At 41.0% G+C, this 22,445-nt stretch carries 14 protein-coding genes and 1 pseudogene; 7 read left to right on the top strand and 8 right to left on the bottom strand.

Going from position 1 to position 22,445, the window contains the following annotated elements; genetic code table 11:
- Window positions 1-54: 54 nt before the first annotated feature.
- On the bottom strand, window positions 55-552 hold the full coding sequence (gene lrp, locus AAEY97_RS13835; RefSeq protein WP_101087629.1) for a leucine-responsive transcriptional regulator Lrp: 498 nt from the start codon (window positions 550-552) through the stop codon (window positions 55-57).
- Between the two features lie 182 nt (window positions 553-734).
- On the opposite strand from lrp, the gene ald reads away from it, so the two are divergent.
- A complete protein-coding gene (ald, locus tag AAEY97_RS13830) occupies window positions 735-1,850 on the top strand; it encodes an alanine dehydrogenase (RefSeq protein ID WP_192116148.1) in 1,116 nt (371 codons plus the stop codon).
- 111 nt (window positions 1,851-1,961) lie between these two features.
- On the opposite strand, the gene AAEY97_RS13825 is transcribed toward ald, so the two are convergent.
- The 4 genes from AAEY97_RS13825 to AAEY97_RS13810 form a co-directional block, all read right to left on the bottom strand.
- Window positions 1,962-4,220 carry a bifunctional diguanylate cyclase/phosphodiesterase gene (locus AAEY97_RS13825; RefSeq protein WP_350999419.1) on the bottom strand — a complete coding sequence of 753 codons (2,259 nt, stop codon included), beginning with the start codon at window positions 4,218-4,220 and terminating at the stop codon, window positions 1,962-1,964.
- 223 nt (window positions 4,221-4,443) lie between these two features.
- Window positions 4,444-5,658: an RsmB/NOP family class I SAM-dependent RNA methyltransferase gene (locus tag AAEY97_RS13820; protein WP_350999416.1), complete on the bottom strand. Its 1,215-nt coding sequence runs from the start codon at window positions 5,656-5,658 to the stop codon at window positions 4,444-4,446.
- A 302-nt stretch (window positions 5,659-5,960) separates the two neighbouring features.
- Window positions 5,961-7,226, bottom strand: coding sequence for a sugar MFS transporter (locus tag AAEY97_RS13815; RefSeq protein WP_350999413.1), 1,266 nt, complete (start codon window positions 7,224-7,226; stop codon window positions 5,961-5,963).
- Window positions 7,227-7,388: 162 nt separating this feature from the next.
- Entirely contained in the window at window positions 7,389-9,023 is a 1,635-nt protein-coding gene (locus AAEY97_RS13810; protein WP_192116062.1) for an alpha-glucosidase family protein, read from the bottom strand.
- A gap of 505 nt (window positions 9,024-9,528) precedes the next feature.
- Here AAEY97_RS13810 and AAEY97_RS13805 point away from each other — a divergent pair.
- From AAEY97_RS13805 to AAEY97_RS13790, 4 genes are all read left to right on the top strand, one after another.
- Window positions 9,529-12,249 carry a TonB-dependent receptor gene (locus tag AAEY97_RS13805; RefSeq protein WP_101087624.1) on the top strand — a complete coding sequence of 907 codons (2,721 nt, stop codon included), beginning with the start codon at window positions 9,529-9,531 and terminating at the stop codon, window positions 12,247-12,249.
- A 116-nt stretch (window positions 12,250-12,365) separates the two neighbouring features.
- Window positions 12,366-13,889 (top strand): tryptophan halogenase family protein, encoded by a 1,524-nt coding sequence (locus AAEY97_RS13800; RefSeq protein ID WP_101087623.1) that lies wholly within the window; start codon window positions 12,366-12,368, stop codon window positions 13,887-13,889.
- A gap of 68 nt (window positions 13,890-13,957) precedes the next feature.
- Window positions 13,958-15,877: a glycoside hydrolase family 13 protein gene (locus tag AAEY97_RS13795; protein WP_350999408.1), complete on the top strand. Its 1,920-nt coding sequence runs from the start codon at window positions 13,958-13,960 to the stop codon at window positions 15,875-15,877.
- 98 nt (window positions 15,878-15,975) lie between these two features.
- Window positions 15,976-17,964, top strand: a complete 1,989-nt coding sequence (locus AAEY97_RS13790; RefSeq protein ID WP_350999405.1) for an alpha-amylase family protein — start codon at window positions 15,976-15,978, stop codon at window positions 17,962-17,964.
- A gap of 104 nt (window positions 17,965-18,068) precedes the next feature.
- Here the strand turns inward: AAEY97_RS13790 and AAEY97_RS13785 are convergent, their stop codons facing one another.
- Together AAEY97_RS13785 and AAEY97_RS13780 are read right to left on the bottom strand one after the other, a co-directional pair.
- A complete protein-coding gene (locus AAEY97_RS13785; protein WP_162022954.1) occupies window positions 18,069-19,382 on the bottom strand; it encodes a coproporphyrinogen III oxidase family protein in 1,314 nt (437 codons plus the stop codon).
- Window positions 19,383-19,801: 419 nt separating this feature from the next.
- Entirely contained in the window at window positions 19,802-20,044 is a 243-nt protein-coding gene (locus AAEY97_RS13780) for a YecH family metal-binding protein (protein ID WP_182743654.1), read from the bottom strand.
- A 90-nt stretch (window positions 20,045-20,134) separates the two neighbouring features.
- Here AAEY97_RS13780 and AAEY97_RS13775 point away from each other — a divergent pair.
- A pseudogene (locus tag AAEY97_RS13775) lies at window positions 20,135-20,334 on the top strand (delta-class carbonic anhydrase); the annotation flags it as partial.
- A gap of 172 nt (window positions 20,335-20,506) precedes the next feature.
- Here the strand turns inward: AAEY97_RS13775 and AAEY97_RS13770 are convergent.
- Window positions 20,507-20,977: a GNAT family N-acetyltransferase gene (locus AAEY97_RS13770; protein WP_182743655.1), complete on the bottom strand. Its 471-nt coding sequence runs from the start codon at window positions 20,975-20,977 to the stop codon at window positions 20,507-20,509.
- A gap of 290 nt (window positions 20,978-21,267) precedes the next feature.
- On the opposite strand from AAEY97_RS13770, the gene trmY reads away from it, so the two are divergent.
- The gene (trmY, locus tag AAEY97_RS13765; RefSeq protein WP_192116069.1) at window positions 21,268-21,864 is read left to right on the top strand and encodes a tRNA (pseudouridine(54)-N(1))-methyltransferase TrmY; all 597 of its coding nucleotides are present in this window, start codon (window positions 21,268-21,270) and stop codon (window positions 21,862-21,864) included.
- Window positions 21,865-22,445 lie beyond the last annotated feature (581 nt).

Here is a 22,445-nt window from a genome sequence, read left to right as displayed (position 1 = left end):
CTATAATTCATCATTCCGGCTCTAAAAACGGGATAGGCGATTAAGTTAGCGAGATTACCCTAGGTTGTATAACGCAACCTTATTGGTTTGTTTAACCTCCTCCATCACTACATAAGTACGAGTATCTGAAATGGATGGCAGTTTCAGTAAGGTTTCACCTAATAATCGCCGATATGCAGACATATCTGACACCCTAGTTTTTAATAAGTAGTCAAAATCACCAGAGACCAAATGGCATTCTTGGATGTCATCAAGCAATTGCACAGCACGGTTAAAGCGGTCAAAAATGTCTGGAGTGTCACGATTTAGAGTGATCTCAACAAAGACTAATAAAGAAGCACCGAGAAAATGTGGATTAACCAACGCAGTATAACCGCTAATAAAACCTTGTTTCTCAAGCCTTTTTACTCTTTCTAAACACGGTGTAGGGCTTAAGCCGACTCGTTTAGATAGTTCAACATTTGATATGCGACCATCCTGTTGAAGTTCATTTAAGATATTACGATCAATGCGGTCTAAATCTTTCACTGAAAAGCTTTTGCTATTTGCCATATATTCAACCTTGTTTTGTCCTTAAAACAACATTTCTGCCTATTAATTATCGAAATTCAGCAACATAATCTGCTAAAGCAGCACTATACTAGAGTCACCTGAAATAAGCACGTTCAGGTCACAATTAATAACAACTATACCCACTTGAAGTGGGGTTTTTTATGTCAATCGAGGCTCAAATAATGATTATTGGTGTTCCAACAGAAATCAAAAACCACGAATACCGTGTAGGCATGGTTCCTTCAAGCGTACGTGAATTAACCATAAAAGGTCACGTTGTTTATGTTCAATCAGATGCGGGTGTGGGTATTGGTTTTACCGATCAAGACTATATGGATGCGGGCGCCTCGATTTTAGCTACAGCAGCTGAAGTGTTTGCTAAATCAGACATGATTGTAAAAGTTAAAGAGCCACAAGCAGTAGAACGTGCAATGTTACGTCACGACCAGATTTTATTCACTTATTTGCACCTTGCACCAGATTTGCCGCAAACTGAAGAATTAATCACCAGTGGCGCTGTTTGTATTGCTTACGAAACCGTAACAGATGACCGCGGCGGATTACCATTACTTGCACCAATGTCAGAAGTGGCTGGCCGCATGTCAATCCAAGCAGGAGCTCGCGCACTTGAAAAATCATTAGGCGGCCGTGGTATGTTGCTTGGTGGTGTTCCAGGTGTTGAGCCAGCTAAAGTGGTCATCATTGGTGGCGGTATGGTTGGTACAAACGCAGCGCAAATGGCTGTTGGTATGGGTGCTGATGTTGTTGTTTTAGATCGCAGCATCGATGCATTACGTCGTCTAAACGTTCAGTTTGGTTCAGCGGTTAAAGCCATTTACTCAACAGCTGATGCTATTGAGCGTCACGTATTAGAAGCTGATCTTGTTATTGGCGGTGTATTAGTTCCAGGTGCTGCAGCGCCAAAATTAATCACTCGTGACATGGTTAAGCGCATGAAACCAGGCAGTGCAATTGTTGACGTTGCTATTGACCAAGGTGGTTGTGTTGAAACATCGCACGCTACCACTCACCAAGACCCAACTTACATTGTTGATGACGTAGTACATTACTGTGTGGCTAACATGCCAGGTGCAGTAGCGCGTACTTCTACATTTGCATTAAACAATGCAACACTACCTTACATTATCAAGTTAGCTAACCAAGGTTACAAACAAGCATTATTAAATGACAAACATTTATTAAATGGCTTAAACGTAATGCACGGTAAAGTCGTCTGTAAAGAAGTGGCAGAAGCGTTGAACCTTGAGTTCACTGAACCAAGAAGCATGCTTGCTTGAATGAGTAAGTCATTGAATTAACTTTATTCAATAAAAATGCCACATTAATAAATGCGGCATTTTTTATGTTTATTAAGCAAGAATATCAAACACTTATATTAAACCCTGATATCAAAAGATACGAGATTGTTTCGCCAATAATGCAAAGAAGTCAGCTTTAGGCATAGGTTTATAAAAATAATACCCTTGCACCGCTTCAATATTCTGTTTTTTGATAAAATCTAATTCAACTTCAGTTTCGACACCTTCAGCGACAATTGACAGATCTAATGCTCGGCTCATACTGACAATAGCTTCTATCAACGCTTCATGTCGCGCACCCAATGAAATTTTCTGGATGAAGGATTTATCAATTTTAACTTGATCCACAGGGAAGTTTGCCAAATAAGATAAAGATGAATAGCCAGTACCAAAATCATCCACTGAAATTTTCATTCCACGATGCCGAAGTTCTGTTAATAATTGGCTAATCGATGATTGTTGTTTCATCATTAATGATTCGGTGATTTCTAAAGTGATTAGCTGATACGGGATCTGGCTACCACCTAACAACTGTGAAAGGTTATCAAAATAGCGTAAAAATCGTTGTTGTAGATCGGTCGTCCAAAATTCAATCGTCGACACATTAATTGAAAATGGAATGGCATAACCACTTTTCTGCAATGCGATGATACTGGTTATTGCTTGTGTTCTCACCCACTCACCGATTTGAACAATTAAACCAGACTCTTCTGCAATAGGAATAAACTCATCTGGCGAAATAAATTGACCATCATGTATCCAGCGCAATAACACTTCAGCTTTAATGATTTGGCCACTAAACGGATTCACAATGGGTTGATAATACAGTTCAAATTCATTCTGGCTCAATGCAGACTTAAGGTGTAAGTACAATTCTGCATGTCTTTCTGCATCTTTTTGGATCTGCAGATTAAAGAACTGCAGACAATTACGACCTCGAGATTTTGCGTTGTACATAGCTTGCGTGGCGCAATTTAATATTTGTTCCACATTATCAGCATCGTGTGGATAACGAGCAAGGCCAGTACTCATGGATAACATGACATCTTGACTGCCAACAATAAAAAGCTTTTTCAACTCATCCGTTAGATCATCAAAAAGACTAATTAATGAGTCGGTACACATTTTACCCGGTAAAACTAATGCAAATTCATCGGCCGCAATACGCGCAATAAGGACATTATCAGGAATGGCACTCAGTAAGCGCTGCGCTACAAATTTCAATACAAGATCACCGTTATCATGTCCGAGGGTATCGTTAATTTGTTTAAAATGGTCGATGTCCATCAGCATCAAGCTAAAGTCTTGCTTACAACCGTTTACGCTGTCTTCTGAATCGATCATAGCTTGTAGACTTTCAAACAAGTATTTACGGTTCGACAATCCGGTAAGTTGATCGTAGTTGGATTGAAAGTTAATCATTTTTTCAGCGTTTTTACGGGCGGAAATATCGGTAATTAACCATGCAAAACAATTCTGTTGCGTAAAACTATCCCGAATAACGGTCACATTAAGCGAGATATCAATAATATCATTGTCGGTTTTAAGACCTTTTAATTCCCCTTGCCAAGGGTGTCCGCGCTTTAAATGCTCAAATAAATCTGCTACTACATCTTGTTGGGAGTGACTCAAAAAACGATGAACATCAAATAATTTAAGATTGGCGTAATAGGTAGACGTTAAGGATTTAAAAATGGGATTGGCTGATAACACCGAGTTATCTTCACTCGTAATAACTAACGCAATAGGCAAACTGTTAAAAATCTTGCTACTTAACCGTTGAATATGCATTCCGCGGCTTCGTTCAATGGCTAAACTGGCCAAACGTGCCGCTTCTTGTATTAGGTGCAAATCTTGCTTGGACGGCGATTTAATCGTGTCATAGTACATGGCAAAAGTGCCCAGTACTTTTTGATTACTGTCTTTTATCGGTTCAGACCAACACGATTTTAGTCCGGCTTTTAAAGGTAATGCTTTAAAGTCTTTCCAATTAGGATGATGTTCAATGTCTTCAACAATGACTCTTTCACAAGTATATGCGGCGGCGCCACAAGAGCCCACATCAACGCCAATCTCGATGCCGTTAATCGCATTGTTATATTCTTCAGGAAGATTAGGAGCCGCACCCGAGAATAACCGTTTACCGTCATCACTCAATAAAAGCACTGATGCACGAGTACCAATTTTTTGTGCTTCTATCAATAGTACTAAGGCATGAAGCATTTCGCCTAATGGTAGGCCCTGCAATACCATATCGAGTATTGTACTGTATCGCTCGATACTCGATTCACGAAAATCATGTTGGTCTGTATCTTCTATGAATTTATTGATATGCGGTCCTATATCCATAACGCTCCATTATTACGGCGAATGCTTAAAAATAGATATTTCTAATATGAATAAGATTATGCATTTGTGAGAACTTAATCAATGTCTTAACGTAAATTAATTCAAAACACTCAGTTTAACGAGCAAAATTTATCCATAAATAAAAACAGTGCAAATAAATGCACTGTTTTTATGTTACTCACCATCAATTTAATGAATATAAAAATGGGTATTATTTGAATAATTATTCGCTAATGCGTTCCATCTTTGCAAGATAGAAACCATCGAAGCCGCGTTCTGAAACTAAGATGTTTTCATCTTCAATAAGCGTAAACTGTGGATTGTCTGCAAGAAATGCATCAATTTGATCGCGATTTTCTTCTGGCATGATTGAACAAGTCGCATAGATTAATATTCCGCCGACTTTAACCATACGGCTGTAGCTTTGCAAAATATGCTTCTGCAATTCAACCAACACAGGCAAACGCTCAGGAGTATCACGCCACTTTGAATCTGGATTGCGTTTTAGCACGCCAAGTCCAGAACAAGGAACATCTAATAGCACACGGTCAGCGGTTAATTTTAAGCGTTTAATGGTTTTTGAACTGGCAATAATCCGCGTTTCAACGTTATGGGCACCTGCACGTTTAGCGCGAGTTTTAAGATTATCCAGTTTCCATTGCTCTACATCCATCGCAAGCAAACGTCCCTTACCTTGCATTTGTGCCGCAATGTGCAAGGTTTTACCGCCCGCACCTGCACAAGCATCAACAACACGCATACCTGGTTTTGCATCCACAGCATTAGCAACTAATTGTGAACCCGCGTCTTGCTGTTCAAACCAACCGTCTTTAAATGCATCGGTACGAAATAATGCTGAGTCTGATGTGACCTCAATAGCAGAAGCTACATCGCTTACTTCTATTGCCGTTACGCCTTCTTTATTAAGTCTTTCAATAAGGGCGTCGCGATTACATTTCAGTTCATTAACGCGTAAATAGCGTTTTGGTTGTTCAGCCAGTGCCGCACGTTCAGCAGGCCACTTATCACCCAATTGTGCCTGACCAAGCTCATTTAACCACTCAGGACAACCATCCCATAATACAGGATCAGTTTTGGCTTGTTCTAGATTAGCCTCAAATGCTGCTTGCTCTAGTTGCAATGAATACTGCATTTTAGGTAAATCTAAGCCATGAAATACATGCCAACCGTTAAGTAATTTTGACCCTAAACGATCGAATTCTTCTGGTTTAATATCAACCAGAAAACAATATAAGTTTAAACGACGTAAAATATCGCCGGTGACTTGCGTGATCCGCGCTTGCTCTGATGGGTTAAGCGTTAAACCAGAAAAATGCTCTGAATAAGCTCTATCTAATGGTTTTCCTCGGGTTAACACCATGGTTAGTACATTTAAGACTAACTCTGATGAACTGCCTGACAACGGATAAGTCAACATGGGGGCTCTCTATCTAATATAACGATCAATTTAAAAACGTGCTGATCATAGGGATTAAAGCTGTTGATAGCAAGGCCATATCAGGCTTTACTCCTCACTTTGACAGCATAAAACAGCCAATTATTCTACCTTTATAGGTTTTCTGTGAATAATATTTTGTAGCAGCAACCGACCTTAATACCCTGAAGCTAACCCGTCCCCATTCATAACTGCATGATGTTATGTTCACTAATGCAACGCATTAAAAAAGCGGCCCGAAAGCCGCTGATGGTTAATACTAATGACCGGTAATCAAAACGAGATTACATTCTTGAGCCTTTAGCACCATAGAATAAAATAAACGCGTAACACACAACCGGTAAAATAAACGCCACTTGTAAGCCCATACTATCGGCCATCACACCCTGTAATAACGGTACAATTGCGCCGCCAACAATGGCTAAACATAATATGCCACTGCCTTGTGAGGTGTGTGGGCCTAAATCTCGGAGTGCTAAGCTAAAGATAGTTGGGAACATAATCGAATTAAACAATCCAACTGCCAAGATAGACCACATGGCCACTGCGCCAGTACTGTTCATTGCCACTAACACCAGTGCAGCGGCAGCAAAAGCATTGAAGGCTAATAAAGTACCTGCTGGAATTTTTTGCATAATAACCGAACCGACAAAACGGCCTATCATCGCCCCACCCCAATAGTAGGTGATATATTTAGCGGCTTCTGCTTCTTGTAAACCGGCAACTTGCTCTTCGCCTAAAAAGTTAACTAAAAAACTACCAATAGACACTTCAGCACCAACATAGACAAAAATACCTACAGCACCTAACACCAAATGGATGCTTTGTAAGGCACTTGTTTTACCATTATGCGTTATCACGCCAGTCGCTGAATCATCGCTGTGTTCAGCAATGGTAGGTAAATTGAGTTTTGAAAAAATTAACGCGAGTAAGCCTAACATTGCAGCCAAAATAAGGTATGGAAGCTTAACCACTTCTGCTTCTGATTGCGCTTGGCTTAAGCCTTCTACCGCGCCAGATGCAACAGATAATATCAATACAGCACCAAAGAAAGGAGCAACTGTCGTGCCTAATGCATTAAATGCTTGAGTTAGGTTTAAACGACTTGATGCGGTTTCAACGCTGCCTAACGCATTGACATAAGGGTTTGCCGCCACTTGTAAAATGGTGATCCCAGACGCCAATACAAACAGTGCACCAAGGAATAATCCATACGTTGCAAACGCTGCAGCAGGGTAAAATAACAAACACCCGATACAAGCAATAACAAGCCCTGTTACGATGCCTTTTTGATAACCTAATTTTTTGACTAACTTACCTGCTGGTAATGAGACTAAAAAGTAGGCTCCAAAGAAACAAAATTGGATCAACATCGCTTCGGTGTAATTAAGCGAGAACACCGCTTTTAAATGTGGAATGAGGATATCATTTAAACAGGTAATAAATCCCCACATGAAAAACAGTGAAGTTAATGACACAAGTGCAAAGCGATAACTACCGCTGCCTCCGGTCACTGTTGTTTGTTGAGTACTTTGCATTGATGAAGCCATAGTGTGGTCTCTTCTTATTAATTATTATGTCGCTGTTTTATAAATTTATAATGGCGGCCGTATAGCATTTGAAGTTTGATACATTAATTTTTATATTGTCTCTCTACTGAAAACTAATAGATCAAAAAAGCTGAAATACTGTCGTATTTCAGCTTAGTCACTCTACTTAGCAAGCAAGCCATAAAAACTGGCATAACTTGGTAATACGATAGTCGCAGGATGCTGTTTATCTTGCATGCCACTGAGTAACCCATGTCCATCTAAGGTCGAAGATAAACGTAACGCTTTTAGGTCAAAGGTTTGTTGCATTGCTGACAAGTTAAACAGAACTAGCATCCGTTGTTGATCTTGACTGCGGATGAACGCTAATACATCAGGATGGCTATCAATAAACTGAATATCACCTTCAATCAGGATATGTTGCTGTTTACGCCACTGTAAAAAATGACGATAACTGTTCAGTATCGAATCTTGATCGGCTTCTTGTACATCTACGGCACTATTATTGTGTAACGGATCTATTGGTAGCCAAGGTGTTGCGTCACTAAAACCTGCATTAGGTGCTTCTTTTACCCAAGGCATTGGCGTGCGACATCCATCACGGCCTTTAAACATCGGCCAAAATGCTATGCCGAAGGGGTCTTGTAATTGATTAAACTCAATCGGTGCTTCCGTTAAGCCTAATTCTTCACCCTGATAACTACACACACTGCCGCGTAATGAAAACAACATCGCATTGAGCATTTTCACCATCGTTGGGTTAACACTATCTTTACCCCAGCGTGATGCAACCCGCTTCACATCATGATTGCCGATAGCCCAACATGGCCAACCATCACCAATACTGGCTTCCAGTTCTTCAACAGTTTGGCGAATATAAGCCGCGCTAAAATCATCGGTTAACAACTCAAAACTGTAGGCCATGTGTAAACGGTCATCGCCTTGAGTGTATTCTGCCATCGTGGCAAGTGAATCTTCAGATGACACTTCACCTAAGGTAACCGCGCCAGGGTAACGATTAATTAATGCGCGTAACTCTTCAATAAAGCCAACGGTTTGTGGACGAGTATTATTGTAGTAATGGTATTGGTAAGCATACGGGTTATCTTCACTGAAGCCACGGCCTTGACGCTTATCTTTTGGTTTAGCGGGGTTATCGCGTAATTGTTCATCGTGATAACAGAATGTAATCGCATCGAGACGGAAACCATCAACGCCTTTTTTAAGCCAAAATTCAACATTATCCAGCACAGCTTGACGAACCTGCGGACAATGGAAATTCAAATCTGGCTGACTTTTAAGAAAATTATGCAAATAGTATTGCTGACGGCGTGGTTCCCATTCCCATGCACAACCGCCAAAAATAGCGAGCCAATTGTTTGGCGCACTGCCATCATCTTTAGGATCGGCCCACACGTACCAGTCTGCTTTATCGTTATCACGGCTTTGACGACTTTGCTCGAACCAATCATGCTGATCTGAGGTGTGACTGAGTACTTGGTCAATCACCACTTTTATATTTAATTGATGGGCTTTCTCAATAAGTTGATCAAAGTCGGCCATGGTGCCAAACAGTGGGTCTATTTCAAGATAATCACTAATGTCGTAACCAAAGTCTTTCATCGGTGATTTGAAAAAAGGCGAAATCCAAATAGCATCAACGTTTAAACTGGCAATATAATCAAGTTTAGCAATGATGCCCTGTAAGTCGCCAACACCGTCACCATTAGAATCCATTAAACTGCGTGGATAGATTTGATATACCACTCCACCGCGCCACCAGGTTACCTGATCCATTGCTTCCCCTTAGAATTAAGCTAACCCCAAAATTACCTGTGAGTTACCTTGATGTTGCGGCTGGGTAACAGCTCGCTGTTGTTTTTCATTACCCCGAGGATACGTGAATAAGGAAATCAGGTTCAATACACCTGCATACGTATGCAAAGAATTAATTGACCTAACGCACTTACTGGAAACAATAAAAAAACTATGAATACAATAGGTTAACTTGTATAAATAGTATCCTTAAGTTGTTTCGTAATTGTAAAATCGAGCCGCTAATTCGCCACTAATAACGTTGAATACGTATGCATAATATTGTCGGCAAAACTGTACTGGGAGTAGTATCGTCACTGTTGCGCAACAATTTGGTCATAACTTCAGCACTTATGCAGTCACTTATAAAAGTTAATTAAGCATGCTGAGGGAAAAACACAATAAAGACTGTAACCAAAATTCAAAAGGACACTAACACTCGACCTGGACTTCAAGTTGTTAAGTATCCACTAAAGGGGAAAGATGAATGTTGCTATTTAAACCGAGCCTACTTACGCTAGCGTTAGTTGCTGCAGGTGCAAGCATGAGTGCTTACGCTGCTGATGACGTTAATACTACTGATACTGCCGAAGAAAATATTGAAGTGATTCAAGTCACTGGTATTCGTCGCAGCTTACAAGAATCACAATCACTAAAAATGTCTTCATCATCCATTGTTGAAGCCATTTCTGCCGAAGACATTGGTAAATTACCTGATGTCAGTATTGCAGAGTCACTTGCTCGCCTACCCGGTATTGCAGCGCAACGCCTTGACGGTCGCGCTAACGTCATATCAATTCGAGGTTTAGGCCCAGATTTTACTACCGCGACATTAAACGGCCGTGAACAAGCCTCGGTTAACGATAACCGTGGTGTCGAGTTTGACCAATACCCTTCTGAATTATTAAATCGTGTAGTGGTATATAAAACCCCTGATGCGTCTGTCATGGCTCAAGCCATCGGCGGCACCGTTGATATGCAAACAATTAGCCCGCTGACCCATGGTGAGCAAACTATTGCCATGTCGCTTCGTGGCGAAATGAACGACTTAGGTTCACTTAACAGTGGCTCAAGTGACACCGGTTATCGTGGCAGTATTTCATACATCGACCAGTTTGCAGACGACACTATCGGTATTGCGTTAGGTTATGCCCGCATGATGTCACCAAACCAAGAAGAACGCTGGCAGGCATGGGGTTACCCAGAAAATGATGCCGGTGACAGTGTTTTAGGTGGCGCAAAACCATTTGTTCGTTCAAGCGAATTAGAACGTGACGGTGTATTAGCTGTATTTGAATACGCACCTAACGACCAATTCACTTCAGTTGTTGATGTGTATTACACCAAATTTACTGATGACCAACGTTTACGCGGTATCGAAATTCCTGCTGCTTGGGGTACTAACGGTGGTGTAACAGCAACTAAAACAGAAAATGGTTTAGTGACTGAAGGTACCATTAATGGCGCTGAAGTCGTCATCCGTAACGATGTTAACAAGCGTGATGCTGAATCACTGTCAATTGGTTGGAACAACAAGTTCACCATTAATGACAATTGGCGCGTTGAAGCAGATATCGCTTTATCAAAAGCTGAACGTACCGATATTGGTATGGAAAGTTATAGCGGTACAGGCCGTGGCACCGGTGTTGGCGCGGTTGATGACCTAGGTTTTGCATATAATGGTGAAGGTGGTTACAACTTCACTCATGATCTTAATTATGCAGATCCAAACCTAATTAAATTAGGCGACCCACTGGGTTGGGGAAGCCCGCTTGGTGCCAATACTCAAGATGGTTTTATTAACAAACCCGAAATTGATGATGAATTAACATCATTCCGCTTAAGTGCTGAATATGTGTTTGATGAAGGCGCTGTGCGCAGCGTTGAGTTTGGTGTTAACCGCACTAATCGCGATAAAAGTAAGTTAGACAAAGGTTATTACCTAACGTTAGCGGGTTATGACGGTACAGATAACTACTTAGAATCTGTGCCAGAGCAATATTTATTATCGCCAACCTCACTCGATTTTTTCGGCATGGGTGATGTGCTCAGTTACGATTCGTTAGCCTTTTACAATGCGGGCGGTTATACCGAAACTGACGTTGCAGATGTCGATTTATCACGTGCAACCAACTCTTGGTCTGTATCAGAAGAAGTGTCAACGGCCTATGTTAAAGCCAACTTAGAGTCAGAACTATTTGGTTTACCTTTGATAGGTAATATTGGCTTGCAAGCCGTCTATACAGATCAAAGTTCAGACGGCACTGCAGCTAAAGTTGAAAATAATATTGTTGAGTTACTTCCTCGTACCGCAGGCGATACATATCTTGAATGGTTACCAAGTATTAACTTAGGTTTTGAAGTTGCCGATGGCCAAATGCTACGTTTAGCCGCTGCGCGTACATTAACCCGTGCGCGTATGGATAAAATGAATGCTAACGTCAATTATAGTTACAGCCAAAATCCTAATGATGGTGTTAACTGGTCTGGTAACTCGGGTAACCCCCAACTTCGACCTTGGTTAGCGCGTCAATATGACATTAGCTATGAAAACTACTTTAGTGATCAAGGTTATTTTTCCTTAGCTGTATTCTATAAAGACCTAGAAACCTATGTTTTTAACGACGACTCTACTTTAGACTTCAGCACGTTTTTACCGCAAAACCCAGGTGACAACCCGATTGGTAGTATCAGCCAACCTCAAAACGGTAATGGCGGTTATGTTCGTGGTGTTGAAGCCTCAGTTTCTCTAGATTTCGGTACATTTGCGGATTCGCTTGATGGTTTTGGTACTATTTTAAGTGGTTCGTACAACGAAAGTGAAGTGAAAGAAACCGCTGACAGTGAACCTCAACAACTTGAAGGTCTTTCTAAAAAAACCTTCAATGCCACTGTTTACTATGAAAATGCTGGCTTCGAAGCACGTATTAGCTCACGTTACCGTAGTGACTTCTTAGGTGAAGTCACCGCAATCAGCTTGACTCGTGTCAACGTAAACGTAAAAGCTGAAACAGTTGTTGACGCCCAAATTGGTTATGACTTTACCGAAAGCGGTATCGATGCTCTTTACGGCTTATCGGTTCAGTTCCAAGTAAACAACTTAACCAATGAGCCATTTACATCGTACACAGGTGAAGATGCACGTCACGTGCGTGATTATCAAAACTACGGTCGTAACTTTATGTTAGGCGCAAACTACAAGTTCTAATGGGCTTATAGAATGTACTAAACCGACAAAAAAGCCTCTGTAACCTATTACAGGGGCTTTTTTATTTTATCGGATTCAGTAAAAATAAATCAAAAATAGTTAAAAAGGCGATAACAATGGATCAAACAATAATAAAAAACATTGTCATTGTAGGCGGTGGAACGTCGGGCTGGATGACCGCAGCGATGTTAGCCAAGTTGTTTAAAACACAACTTAACATCACCCTTATTGAGTCTGATACCATCGGCACTATAGGTGTGGGTGAAGCCACCATTCCACCACTGCAGATATTTAACAGCGTATTAGGCATTAACGAGAAAGACTTTATTAAAGCAACTCAAGCCACCTTTAAATTGGGCATCGAGTTTGAAAACTGGCACCAACAAGGCGATGCTTATATGCACGCTTTTGGTAACATTGGTCGTGACTTAGGCTTTACCTCGTTTCATCATTATTGGCTCAGCGCTCAAGCTAATTGTAGCCAACAAAATCAAAATTCATTTAACGCGAATGACTTTTGGCAATACTCGCTTAATTATCAGGCCGCTAAACATAATAAATTCCAACCTATTCAAAGTATTGCTCAAGCGCAGATGAGTGGTATCACCCATGCCTATCATTTTGATGCCAGCTTATACGCCAACTTACTTCGCCAATACAGCACACAACGTGGCGTCACTCGAATAGAAGGCACTATAACCAGCACTCAACTCACCAATGATGACTCGATAGACAGTATCACCTTACAAAATGGTCGCTGTATTAGTGGTGACTTATTTATTGATTGTTCAGGTTTTTCTGCTTTATTAATTGAAAAAGCATTAGGGGTAGAATACGAAAACTGGCAGCATTGGCTCCCCTGTGACAGCGCATATGCCGTGCCATCTGAAAGTTCTTCTCCTGTCATTCCTTACACTAAAGCAACCGCCCACGATGCTGGTTGGCAATGGCGGATTCCACTGCAACATCGCACTGGCAATGGCATTGTGTATAGCAGCCAACATATGAGCGACGAGCAAGCTAAGCAGCATTTATTAGCCAACCTAGACGGAAAACCGTTAGCCGAGCCACGTAAAATCAACTTCACCACAGGCAGGCGCGTCAAGCAATGGCATAAAAACTGTGTTGCTATTGGGTTATCGAGCGGATTTTTAGAACCCTTAGAGTCCACCAGCTTACATTTAGTCCAATCGGCTATCATTCGTTTAACCAAATTATTTCCCCGAAACGGCATTCAACCCCAGCACATTGATGAGTTTAATCGCCAATCACAAACCGAGTTTGAGCAAATTCGCGACTTTATTATTTTGCACTATCATCTTAATTCTAAACAATCTGCCGACGGTGAACACGGTTTATGGCAGCAATGTCGCGACATGGATATTCCCGCAAGCTTACAACGTAAAATAGATTTATTTACCACCACGGCAACGGTTTTTCGGCATCAAGATGAACTCTTTACCGAAGCGGCCTGGATCCAGGTCATGTTAGGGCAAGGCATTATTCCTCTAGATTATCATCCACTTACCCAAGCGGTCACCCAAGTCGATTTAACCGACTACTTAACTAATATCCGTAAGGTCATTGCCAGCACGGTGAAGCAAATGCCGACCCATGAAACCTATATCGAAAAAATTTAAGTATTTGATAAAAAGTAATAATGAGTTAACAGAATAAAAATAAATTACATAAAACAGGACTAGTAATCATGTCATCACATTACTCACACCCAACGCCCCTAGGCCAACATCGCATCAGCAAGCTCGCATCACGTTTAGTATTAGGCTGTGCGCTCAGTGTCAGCGCCATGTCGGTGAATGCCGCACTTAACGTCGAGCCCATGTCATGGTGGGCGGGTATGCAACAACCTACGTTACAACTGTTGATTGCTGGCGATAACATTCGCGACACCCAAGTGAAATTAATCAAGGCTGAAGGTGTCACGCTCAGCAGCGTAGATAAAACCGACAGTAACGACCATTTATTCGTTAATTTGGACTTAAGCCAAGCTAAACCACAACAACTTACTTTGGGTCTATATAAAGACGACCAATTAGTTGATCAATTTGATTATGAGCTGCAAACCCGTCAAAAAGGTTCACGCGATCGCCAAGGGTTTAGTAATAAAGATGTGATTTACTTAATCACTCCAGATCGTTTTGTTAACGGTAATCCCGACAATGATAACCACCCAGACATGCTTGAAAAAGCCGATAGAAGCTTTGATGGTGGCCGCCATGGTGGTGATATTATGGGGATCCGCAAAGCTCTGCCCTACTTGCATGATTTAGGTGTCACTCAATTGTGGATTAATCCACTGCTTGAAAATAACCAACAAAAATATTCTTACCACGGTTATTCCACCACAGATTTTTATAAAATAGACCCTCGTTTTGGTAGCAATCAAGAATACCAAGCCTTGGTAGAAGAAGCGAAAACCTTTGGCATTGGCATCATCCAAGATGTGGTTGTTAATCACATGGGCTCGGGTCATAAATGGATGAGCAGTATGCCGAGTAACACTTGGATTAATGGTCAATCCCGTTGGGTGAAAGACCCTACAAATGTTAGCTATTCAAGCCATAGACGCACTACCGTACAAGATCCTTACTCTGTGAATGCAGACACGGTCGATTTTAGCGATGGATGGTTTGACGTCACTATGCCAGATCTCAATCAGCGCGATCCACACATGGCAACATACTTAATCCAAAATAGCATTTGGTGGGTTGAATATGCGGGGCTGAGCGGTGTTCGTGAAGATACTTACTCTTATGCTGACAAAGGTTTCCTAACAGCATGGTCAAAAGCCATTATGGATGAATACCCGCATTTTAATATTGTTGGCGAAGAATGGAGTAGTAACCCAGTGACGGTAAGCTACTGGCAAGCTGGTAAGGTAAATGCAGATGGTTATCAATCTTTTGCACCTAGCATGATGGATTTCCCCTTGTATGACACTCTTATAGCAAGCTTAACCAAAGAGGAAGATTGGGGAGCTGGATTTATCGATCTTTACCAAATGTTGGCTAACGATGTGGTGTATGCAAACCCAAGCCAGTTAGTGTTATTTGAAGGTAATCACGACACTAACCGTATTTACAGTTTAATGAAAAACGACATTGAACTGTACAAAATGGCCATGGCTTATGTACTGACCAGCAACCGTATCCCACAAATATTTTACGGCTCAGAAATAGTCATGCAAAGTCCTACAGAAGACCGTAACGACGGCGCTGTGCGCGCAGATTTTCCTGGTGGCTGGCCACAAGACAGTGTCAATGTGTTTACGGGTAAAGGTTTGAATGCACAACAAACCGAAGCACTTAACTTCGTACGTACATTATTAAATTACCGTAAAAACTCATTAGCGATTCAACAAGGTAAGTTGCAGCACTTTGTGCCCAAAGACGGTGTTTATGTCCAAAGCCGTCATCAGGGCGATGAAACCTTACTGATCATTTACAATAAAAACAGCCAGCCTATTGAACTTGATTTACAACGTTTCAAACCTGCGATTAATGACAACACTACTGGCGTTGATATTATCAACAAACAAACGTACTCATTATCTAAGCCGCTTACGTTATCCAATAAAGGTGTCACGATTCTTAAACTGAACCGTTGATTTTTATCACTGATATTTTGATCCGTTATTTGAAATTAAGGAGTGGTTCTATGTTCTTCAATAGAACCACTCCCATAAAAATAATAAAAGAGAGACTCATGGGCACCATCATTAAACCGTTAGCAAGCCAACTTCACCTACCTTCACCGACCTCAAACGTATTAGTACTAGCCTGTATACTGGGGTTAGGATTAAGCGCTTGCCAACCCAATACCGTTGAGCAAACTGATACTGCTGTAAAAAACGATAACGATAAGGCATCAGTGACTCAAACCAGTCAAACTGCTGCAACAGGCAAACCTGTGGTATATCAAGTATTCACTCGTCTGTATGGCAACACCAATACTACCAACAAAGCTTGGGGCACTATTGCCGAAAATGGCGTAGGCAAATTCAGTGATTTTACCGATGTGGCATTACAAGATATAAAATCTTTAGGCACCACTCACCTTTGGTATACCGGCGTACCACATCATGCGTTGGTCAATGACTATACGGCTTATGGCATTGGTAATGATGATCCTGATGTCGTCAAAGGCCGTGCGGGTTCACCTTATGCGGTAAAAGATTATTACAACGTTAATCCAGATTTAGCGGATAATCCAGCGACTCGATTAGCAGAATTCGAAGCCTTAATCGACCGCACCCATGCCAATGGTATGCAAGTCATCATCGACATAGTGCCTAATCATGTCGCGCGCAATTATCATTCTATTTCAGCGCCAAAAGGCGAGCCAGACTTTGGTGCTAACGACGATAAAACTAACACCTATAGTAGACACAACAATTTCTATTATGTAGTCGGTGAAGACTTTCAAGTCCCACAAGCATCGGATGGTTATTTGCCATTAGGCGGCGAAACACATCCCCTCATAGACGGAAAGTTTGCCGAGTCACCGGCTAAATGGACCGGCAACGGTTCACGTTTAGCCAAGCCCGATGCCAACGATTGGTACGAAACCGTTAAAATAAATTATGGAGTCAAACCCGATGGTAGCCATGACTTCCCTGCTCTGCCAAAAGAATATGCAAACAAAAGCACCGCCGAGCATTTAGCCTTTTGGCAAACACAAGCGGCCGATAACATTCCCGATTCATGGCGTAAATTTGAGCACATTGCGCAATATTGGCTAGCCAAAGGCGTAGATGGTTTTCGCTACGACATGGCTGAAATGGTACCAGTAGAGTTTTGGAGCTACCTCAATAGCCACATTAAGCACACCAATCCAAATGCATTTATTCTGGCTGAGGTGTATAACCCCGATTTATACCGCGATTATATTCATTTAGGTAAAATGGATTACTTGTACGACAAAGTCGATTTATATGACACCTTAAAAGCCATTATTCAAGGTAAAGCTAGCACTGCAGCCATTGCGACAGTTCAAGCCAAAGTCAGTGACATCGATCAGCACATGCTGCATTTTTTAGAAAACCACGACGAACAACGCATCAACACCAACGAGTTTGCTGGCAATCCATTTAATGCCCTACCAGCGATGGTGGTGTCTACAACCTTAAGTCGCTCACCCACCTTGCTGTATTTTGGCCAAGATGTTGGCGAACAAGGCGCTGAAAATGCAGGCTTTGGCCAACCGACTCGCACCAGTATTTTTGATTATGTGGGCGTACCGGCTCATCAACGCTGGATGAACAACGGCAAGTTTGATGGCGGACAGTCCACAAGCGATGAAAAGACATTACGCGGTTATTATCAAACGTTATTAAACTTAAGCCACACTGCTACTGCGCTAAGCGGTGAGTACAGGGAACTCGATAGCCTACAACGCCAAAATAAGCTTAAAGGCTATGACGACAGCGTATTTGCTTTTAGCCGTTTTAACGAAGTACAGCAATTGATCATTGTCAGTAATTTCAGTCAAAGCCACAGCAAACAATTTACCCTTCAGTTGCCAAACACACTGATACAAACGTGGCAAATTAGCAGTAATAAAAAGCTGACAGATTTGCTGAAAAGTACCCCACAGAATCAACAACTCATTTTACACAAAGATGGCAGCGCCAGTGTTGATATTGAATTAGCCCCTTTGCAGTCTGTTATTCTTAACGTCGCCAATAAGGCATAAACTGATACTTATAATTGTTTAGTTTATGTAAAAAAGTATCTCATTAAAAAGCCACAGATATGCTTACCTGTGGCTTTTTTAAACGTTTATCGCTAACGCACAGACTAAATATTCGGCATCGTTTCAATTGCGCTTAAGGGCAATCCACAGGCCTGTTCGCGTAAAAAATCCATTCCAGACAAAAAGCCTGAAAACATTTTTAGCGCTATAAACTGACCCTCAACCGTAGTGATATAATTATCACCCTGCTTATTCAGTGCTCCAGCTGAAATTAAAAAACTCATTTCTAACGGGAATGCGTGCCACAAAGACTTGCCGGTATAGGCTTTACATTGTCGATTGTCCAGTAAGCCGCAGCCCATCATCATCATTAAATAATGCTGTGACAGTGCCTTGGTTTTTAATGGTTTGGTATAACAAGTGCCGCTATGTCCTGCTTTGATACGGTTAATGTAATCTGGGATATTAAAACTGGAAATTCTAAATTGCTCCCCAAAGCGGCCAAATGCGCCTGAACCGACACCGAAGCAGTCTTCACCATCTAATACATATTTATGTTCAACTGGCTGACCAAAATTACGGCTAAAGGTCCACGGAAACTCCATAATATAGTGTTCAGCTAACGCTTGTTTTACCGCTAAAAACTGTGGCCATAACGCTTCAGGTTCGCCAGCAAGGCAACCGGCTTTTTTGCGATTTTTACCAATGCCAATGGTTAACGGATAAGTGGTAATTTGATCTGGACGTAAACGAATGGTTTGAGCCAAGTCGTTCGCCACCGTCTGCGGTGTTTGCATGGTAAAGCCATACATCATATCTAGATTAACCGTAGGGATAATCTCGATAGCGCGGCTAACATACTCAGCTTGTTGTAAACCGCTGCCAAATTTTTCAAAACGACCAACCGCTTTTAAAATCTTATCGTCAAAGCTTTGTATTCCAATCGACATTCGGTCGACCAAACCGTTAAGCAAATGCGGCTGACCATTTTTAAAGTAAATAGGATCGCTTTCACAAGTGACTTCACGTACTGATGTTAATGACTTAATCAACTCTATTGTTTTGATCAGCTCATCTTCTAAAATAGTTGTGGTACCACCGCCGATATACACCCGATTAAAACGAAATCCTTTGGCAAGCACTTGGCGGATTTCTTGTCTCAGCGCCTTAAAGTATTCGCGGGCTACTGGTTCATTAAATTTAATTTTATGAAACGAGCAATAACGGCACAAGGTATGACAAAAAGGAATGTGGATATAAAGCGTTTCAATCGGCTTGTCTGGCACAATCAGCTGTTGTAATTCATCAAGTGCTACAGCATCTTGCAGATTTAATGAATGTCTTATGGTTTGGCCCATAACCCAGTCAAGGCTGCTTGTGGCAATATTCAACTTTGAGGACGAAAAGAATGTGTTCATGAGTTGGCCTTAGTCTTAGATACTGCCAATGGCATGAGTGTTTAAATCAGCAGGATGGGCTTCAGCCAATCCTGAGTATCTGCGTAAGTGTGCTATTTAACAGCGATTATTTGTGTGATATTAGATTGCGTGATTAGATTGCGTAATTAGAAAATCTATATTTATATGTATAACCACACCTTTACCTTTATCTACACAATACGAGCCTTCCTATTGTTAAAGTTTGATGTTGATCACATATTGAAATTCAAAGGTTCAAAGGGGATTGTGTGCTTAATTGGTGAAATGGATTTATCCGAGCCAGAAATCAACACTGAAGAGTTAGTGAGTGAAATTGAAGAGTGTATGGTAAATTATATTTACATTAGGCTTATCTAGAACCAACTAGTGCTAAGCCACATATTGTCATCTTGATTAATTTAGTGATTACAAATTTTATCTGCTGCAGTGGTAATACCGCCGTCACTGGGAATAAACTTACCTTTGCCCTCTAAAAACTCAATCAGCATCTCAGCGTCCATCTCTGTTGCAGAGCAAGTATGATAACGAGTATCTGCACCAAATGTAGTTTGCATCATCATTTTAAGTTCTTGTTTTGTTAACGCTGAGCCGTGGGTTAGCATCATTTGCATAACTTGATGGCCGTGAACTGATCCAGACATAGTATCTCCAATTAAAGATGTAATTTATTTGTACTTTATAACGTATTTTTTAGTTATAAATACCGATCTCACACACAAAATTTGATTCTGTATAATGGTTCAACAACAGGCCTTAGTTATAATGAAAAAGGATCACCATTCCAAGTGTCTTGGAGTGTCCGCCCTAAAGGGGTTAAAGTGAATGTTAGCACTGCGGGCAAGTGGTGTGTGGGTAACATTTTCAAGGAGAAAACGCTCTTGGTGTGAGAAACTTAGTCACTAACCCAGCGCTACTTGCAGAAATCAAGTAACTGCGATTCGCCGAACCTTAGCTGATGAAATGAGAAGTCACAGATAGCAGATCTGTGAACTTCTGGATTACATCTTGTAGATAACTGTCTATAATTATGGACTTTGCTATTTATTTGGCGGTGATTAAGGGGTTATGACTGTTACCGCAATTGCAGAATGATAATTGATGCTTTAGTTTTTAAGCAATTTTCGCATCGGAATGCAATCCAAACTAATTCCCCTTGGCGAATGATAAGTCGATACTTCATCACCAACAAAACCACAGGCACGGTAAAATGACGCTGCGTTCAGTGTAGATTCAAGTTGTAATAATTTCAGATCATTATCCAAGGCTAACTCTTCCAGAAAAACCAACATGAACTTTGCGACCCCTTGGCCAGAATGGTCAGGATCGACAAAAATAGCGTCTATCATGCCAGTTTCGAGATTAACTTTACCGCATCCGATAACACGATCCTTGAATACCGATACAAAGAAGTTCGCTACAATATCATTAATCAATGCTGCTGAAATGTCGCCTTGTGTCCATAGTGCCAACTGCGATGAACTATAAAAGCCGGTGCATTTTTCAATAATAGCTCGGTTTCTCATGCTGTAAATAGATTGAACGTCAGACTCTAGCGCTTTCCTGATTTTCATCATAAATGACCTTGAATTAGTGACCTCATGAATGTAATTTACGGGTTTGGTGACCAGCACCAATAATTGAATAAATCACACGTCTTCATTATCAATAACATAACGCTTAGCGCTTGTTTTAACAACTGTATTGCTCAATAGCACTAGTCTGTGCCATCTAAAACTCAACCATTAGATTAATCGCGTTACAGCCAAGCTCAAAACTGCAATAATAATGCTATGCGCAGTAACTGATTGATTATTCGACTACGTTATCCGCTTCATGTTTAATTTACCTCTAATAGGATTTCCCCATGCGCGCTTTTGTAGTTCGAGCCAGAGCAGCTCCCGTTGATAGCCAACAATTTTTGGCAGGTATTGGTCAATCGGCCCACACTGAAATTTTAGCTCACACTTTGATGAATACCATTTTTGTCGCCCAATCACATCGCGACGATGTAGTGGTGTATTTAGTGTTAGAAAGCACCCTCGATTTTTCTCGCACCATCTGTTTCCGTTCAAGTGAGTTAGGTCATATTGGCGGCTTCCATGAGCAAAACTTAACCCATAAAATTGCTAAAGCTTTAACGACATCTAAAGGCATGGCGAAAGAACAGTTACGTGAAGTTGAAGCAGGTATCACAGTGCGCACTGTTAGCTTTGAAAAACTGGTGCAAGAGTTAGCGGAAGATTATCAGCTGTATATGTTAGAGAAAAAAGGTACACCTGTACGTGATATAGAGTTTGCAGCTAACCCGTGTTTTTTACTGACCGATCACATCCCTATGCCTAAGAAGAGCTTTAATAGCCTTAAACGCCTGGGTACCCAGCACATAAACTTGGGGCCCAAAATGTTGTTTGCATCACAATGCGTGGTGTTAATACACAATGAATTAGACATGAGAATGTAATAAATATGACCATGATAATTACGTGGTCAATTGTTTACGTTCATCAATGTCATACTTATTTCCTGAAATATAGATCTATATCTTTATGATATTCGATTAAGCCCTAATTCAACTCCGAAGTGCGACACTCGCCAAATTAAGCGGCTAATGGTTTAAATCAACAGCAATCGCTTTTATTTACTTCGTTAAATTATTGATCTAAGAATCAGTTTAAATTTGAATGTTTTTCACATAACTCACAAGCTATTTGACCCACTATTATCATCATGATCACATGTTCTTTTTAAGTACATTGCATAAGTATTTTTGTTTCGCTAGTTACTTCAATGTTCTCACTAAAAACCTAGGTATTTCTGCAGGGAAAGATCATGAATGTTTTTTAGTCAGTTATTAATAAGGTAATTGACCTGCAGATCTGTCTGTGACCTTATGCTCTTTTTTGAGGCGTATAAATGAATATTGAAAGCATCCAAAACACTTCAGCACCATCGTAATAATCACCAGGGTAATCCCCCCTAAAAATAGTAGATTTCAAAAGTAGAATTTTCTCGTAATATATACGCAGGGAGATTCTGCATGAA

The organism is Shewanella sp. TB7-MNA-CIBAN-0143 (genome assembly GCF_040310065.1).
Classification (GTDB): domain Bacteria; phylum Pseudomonadota; class Gammaproteobacteria; order Enterobacterales; family Shewanellaceae; genus Shewanella.
This window is presented reverse-complemented; position numbering and strand designations above follow the sequence as displayed.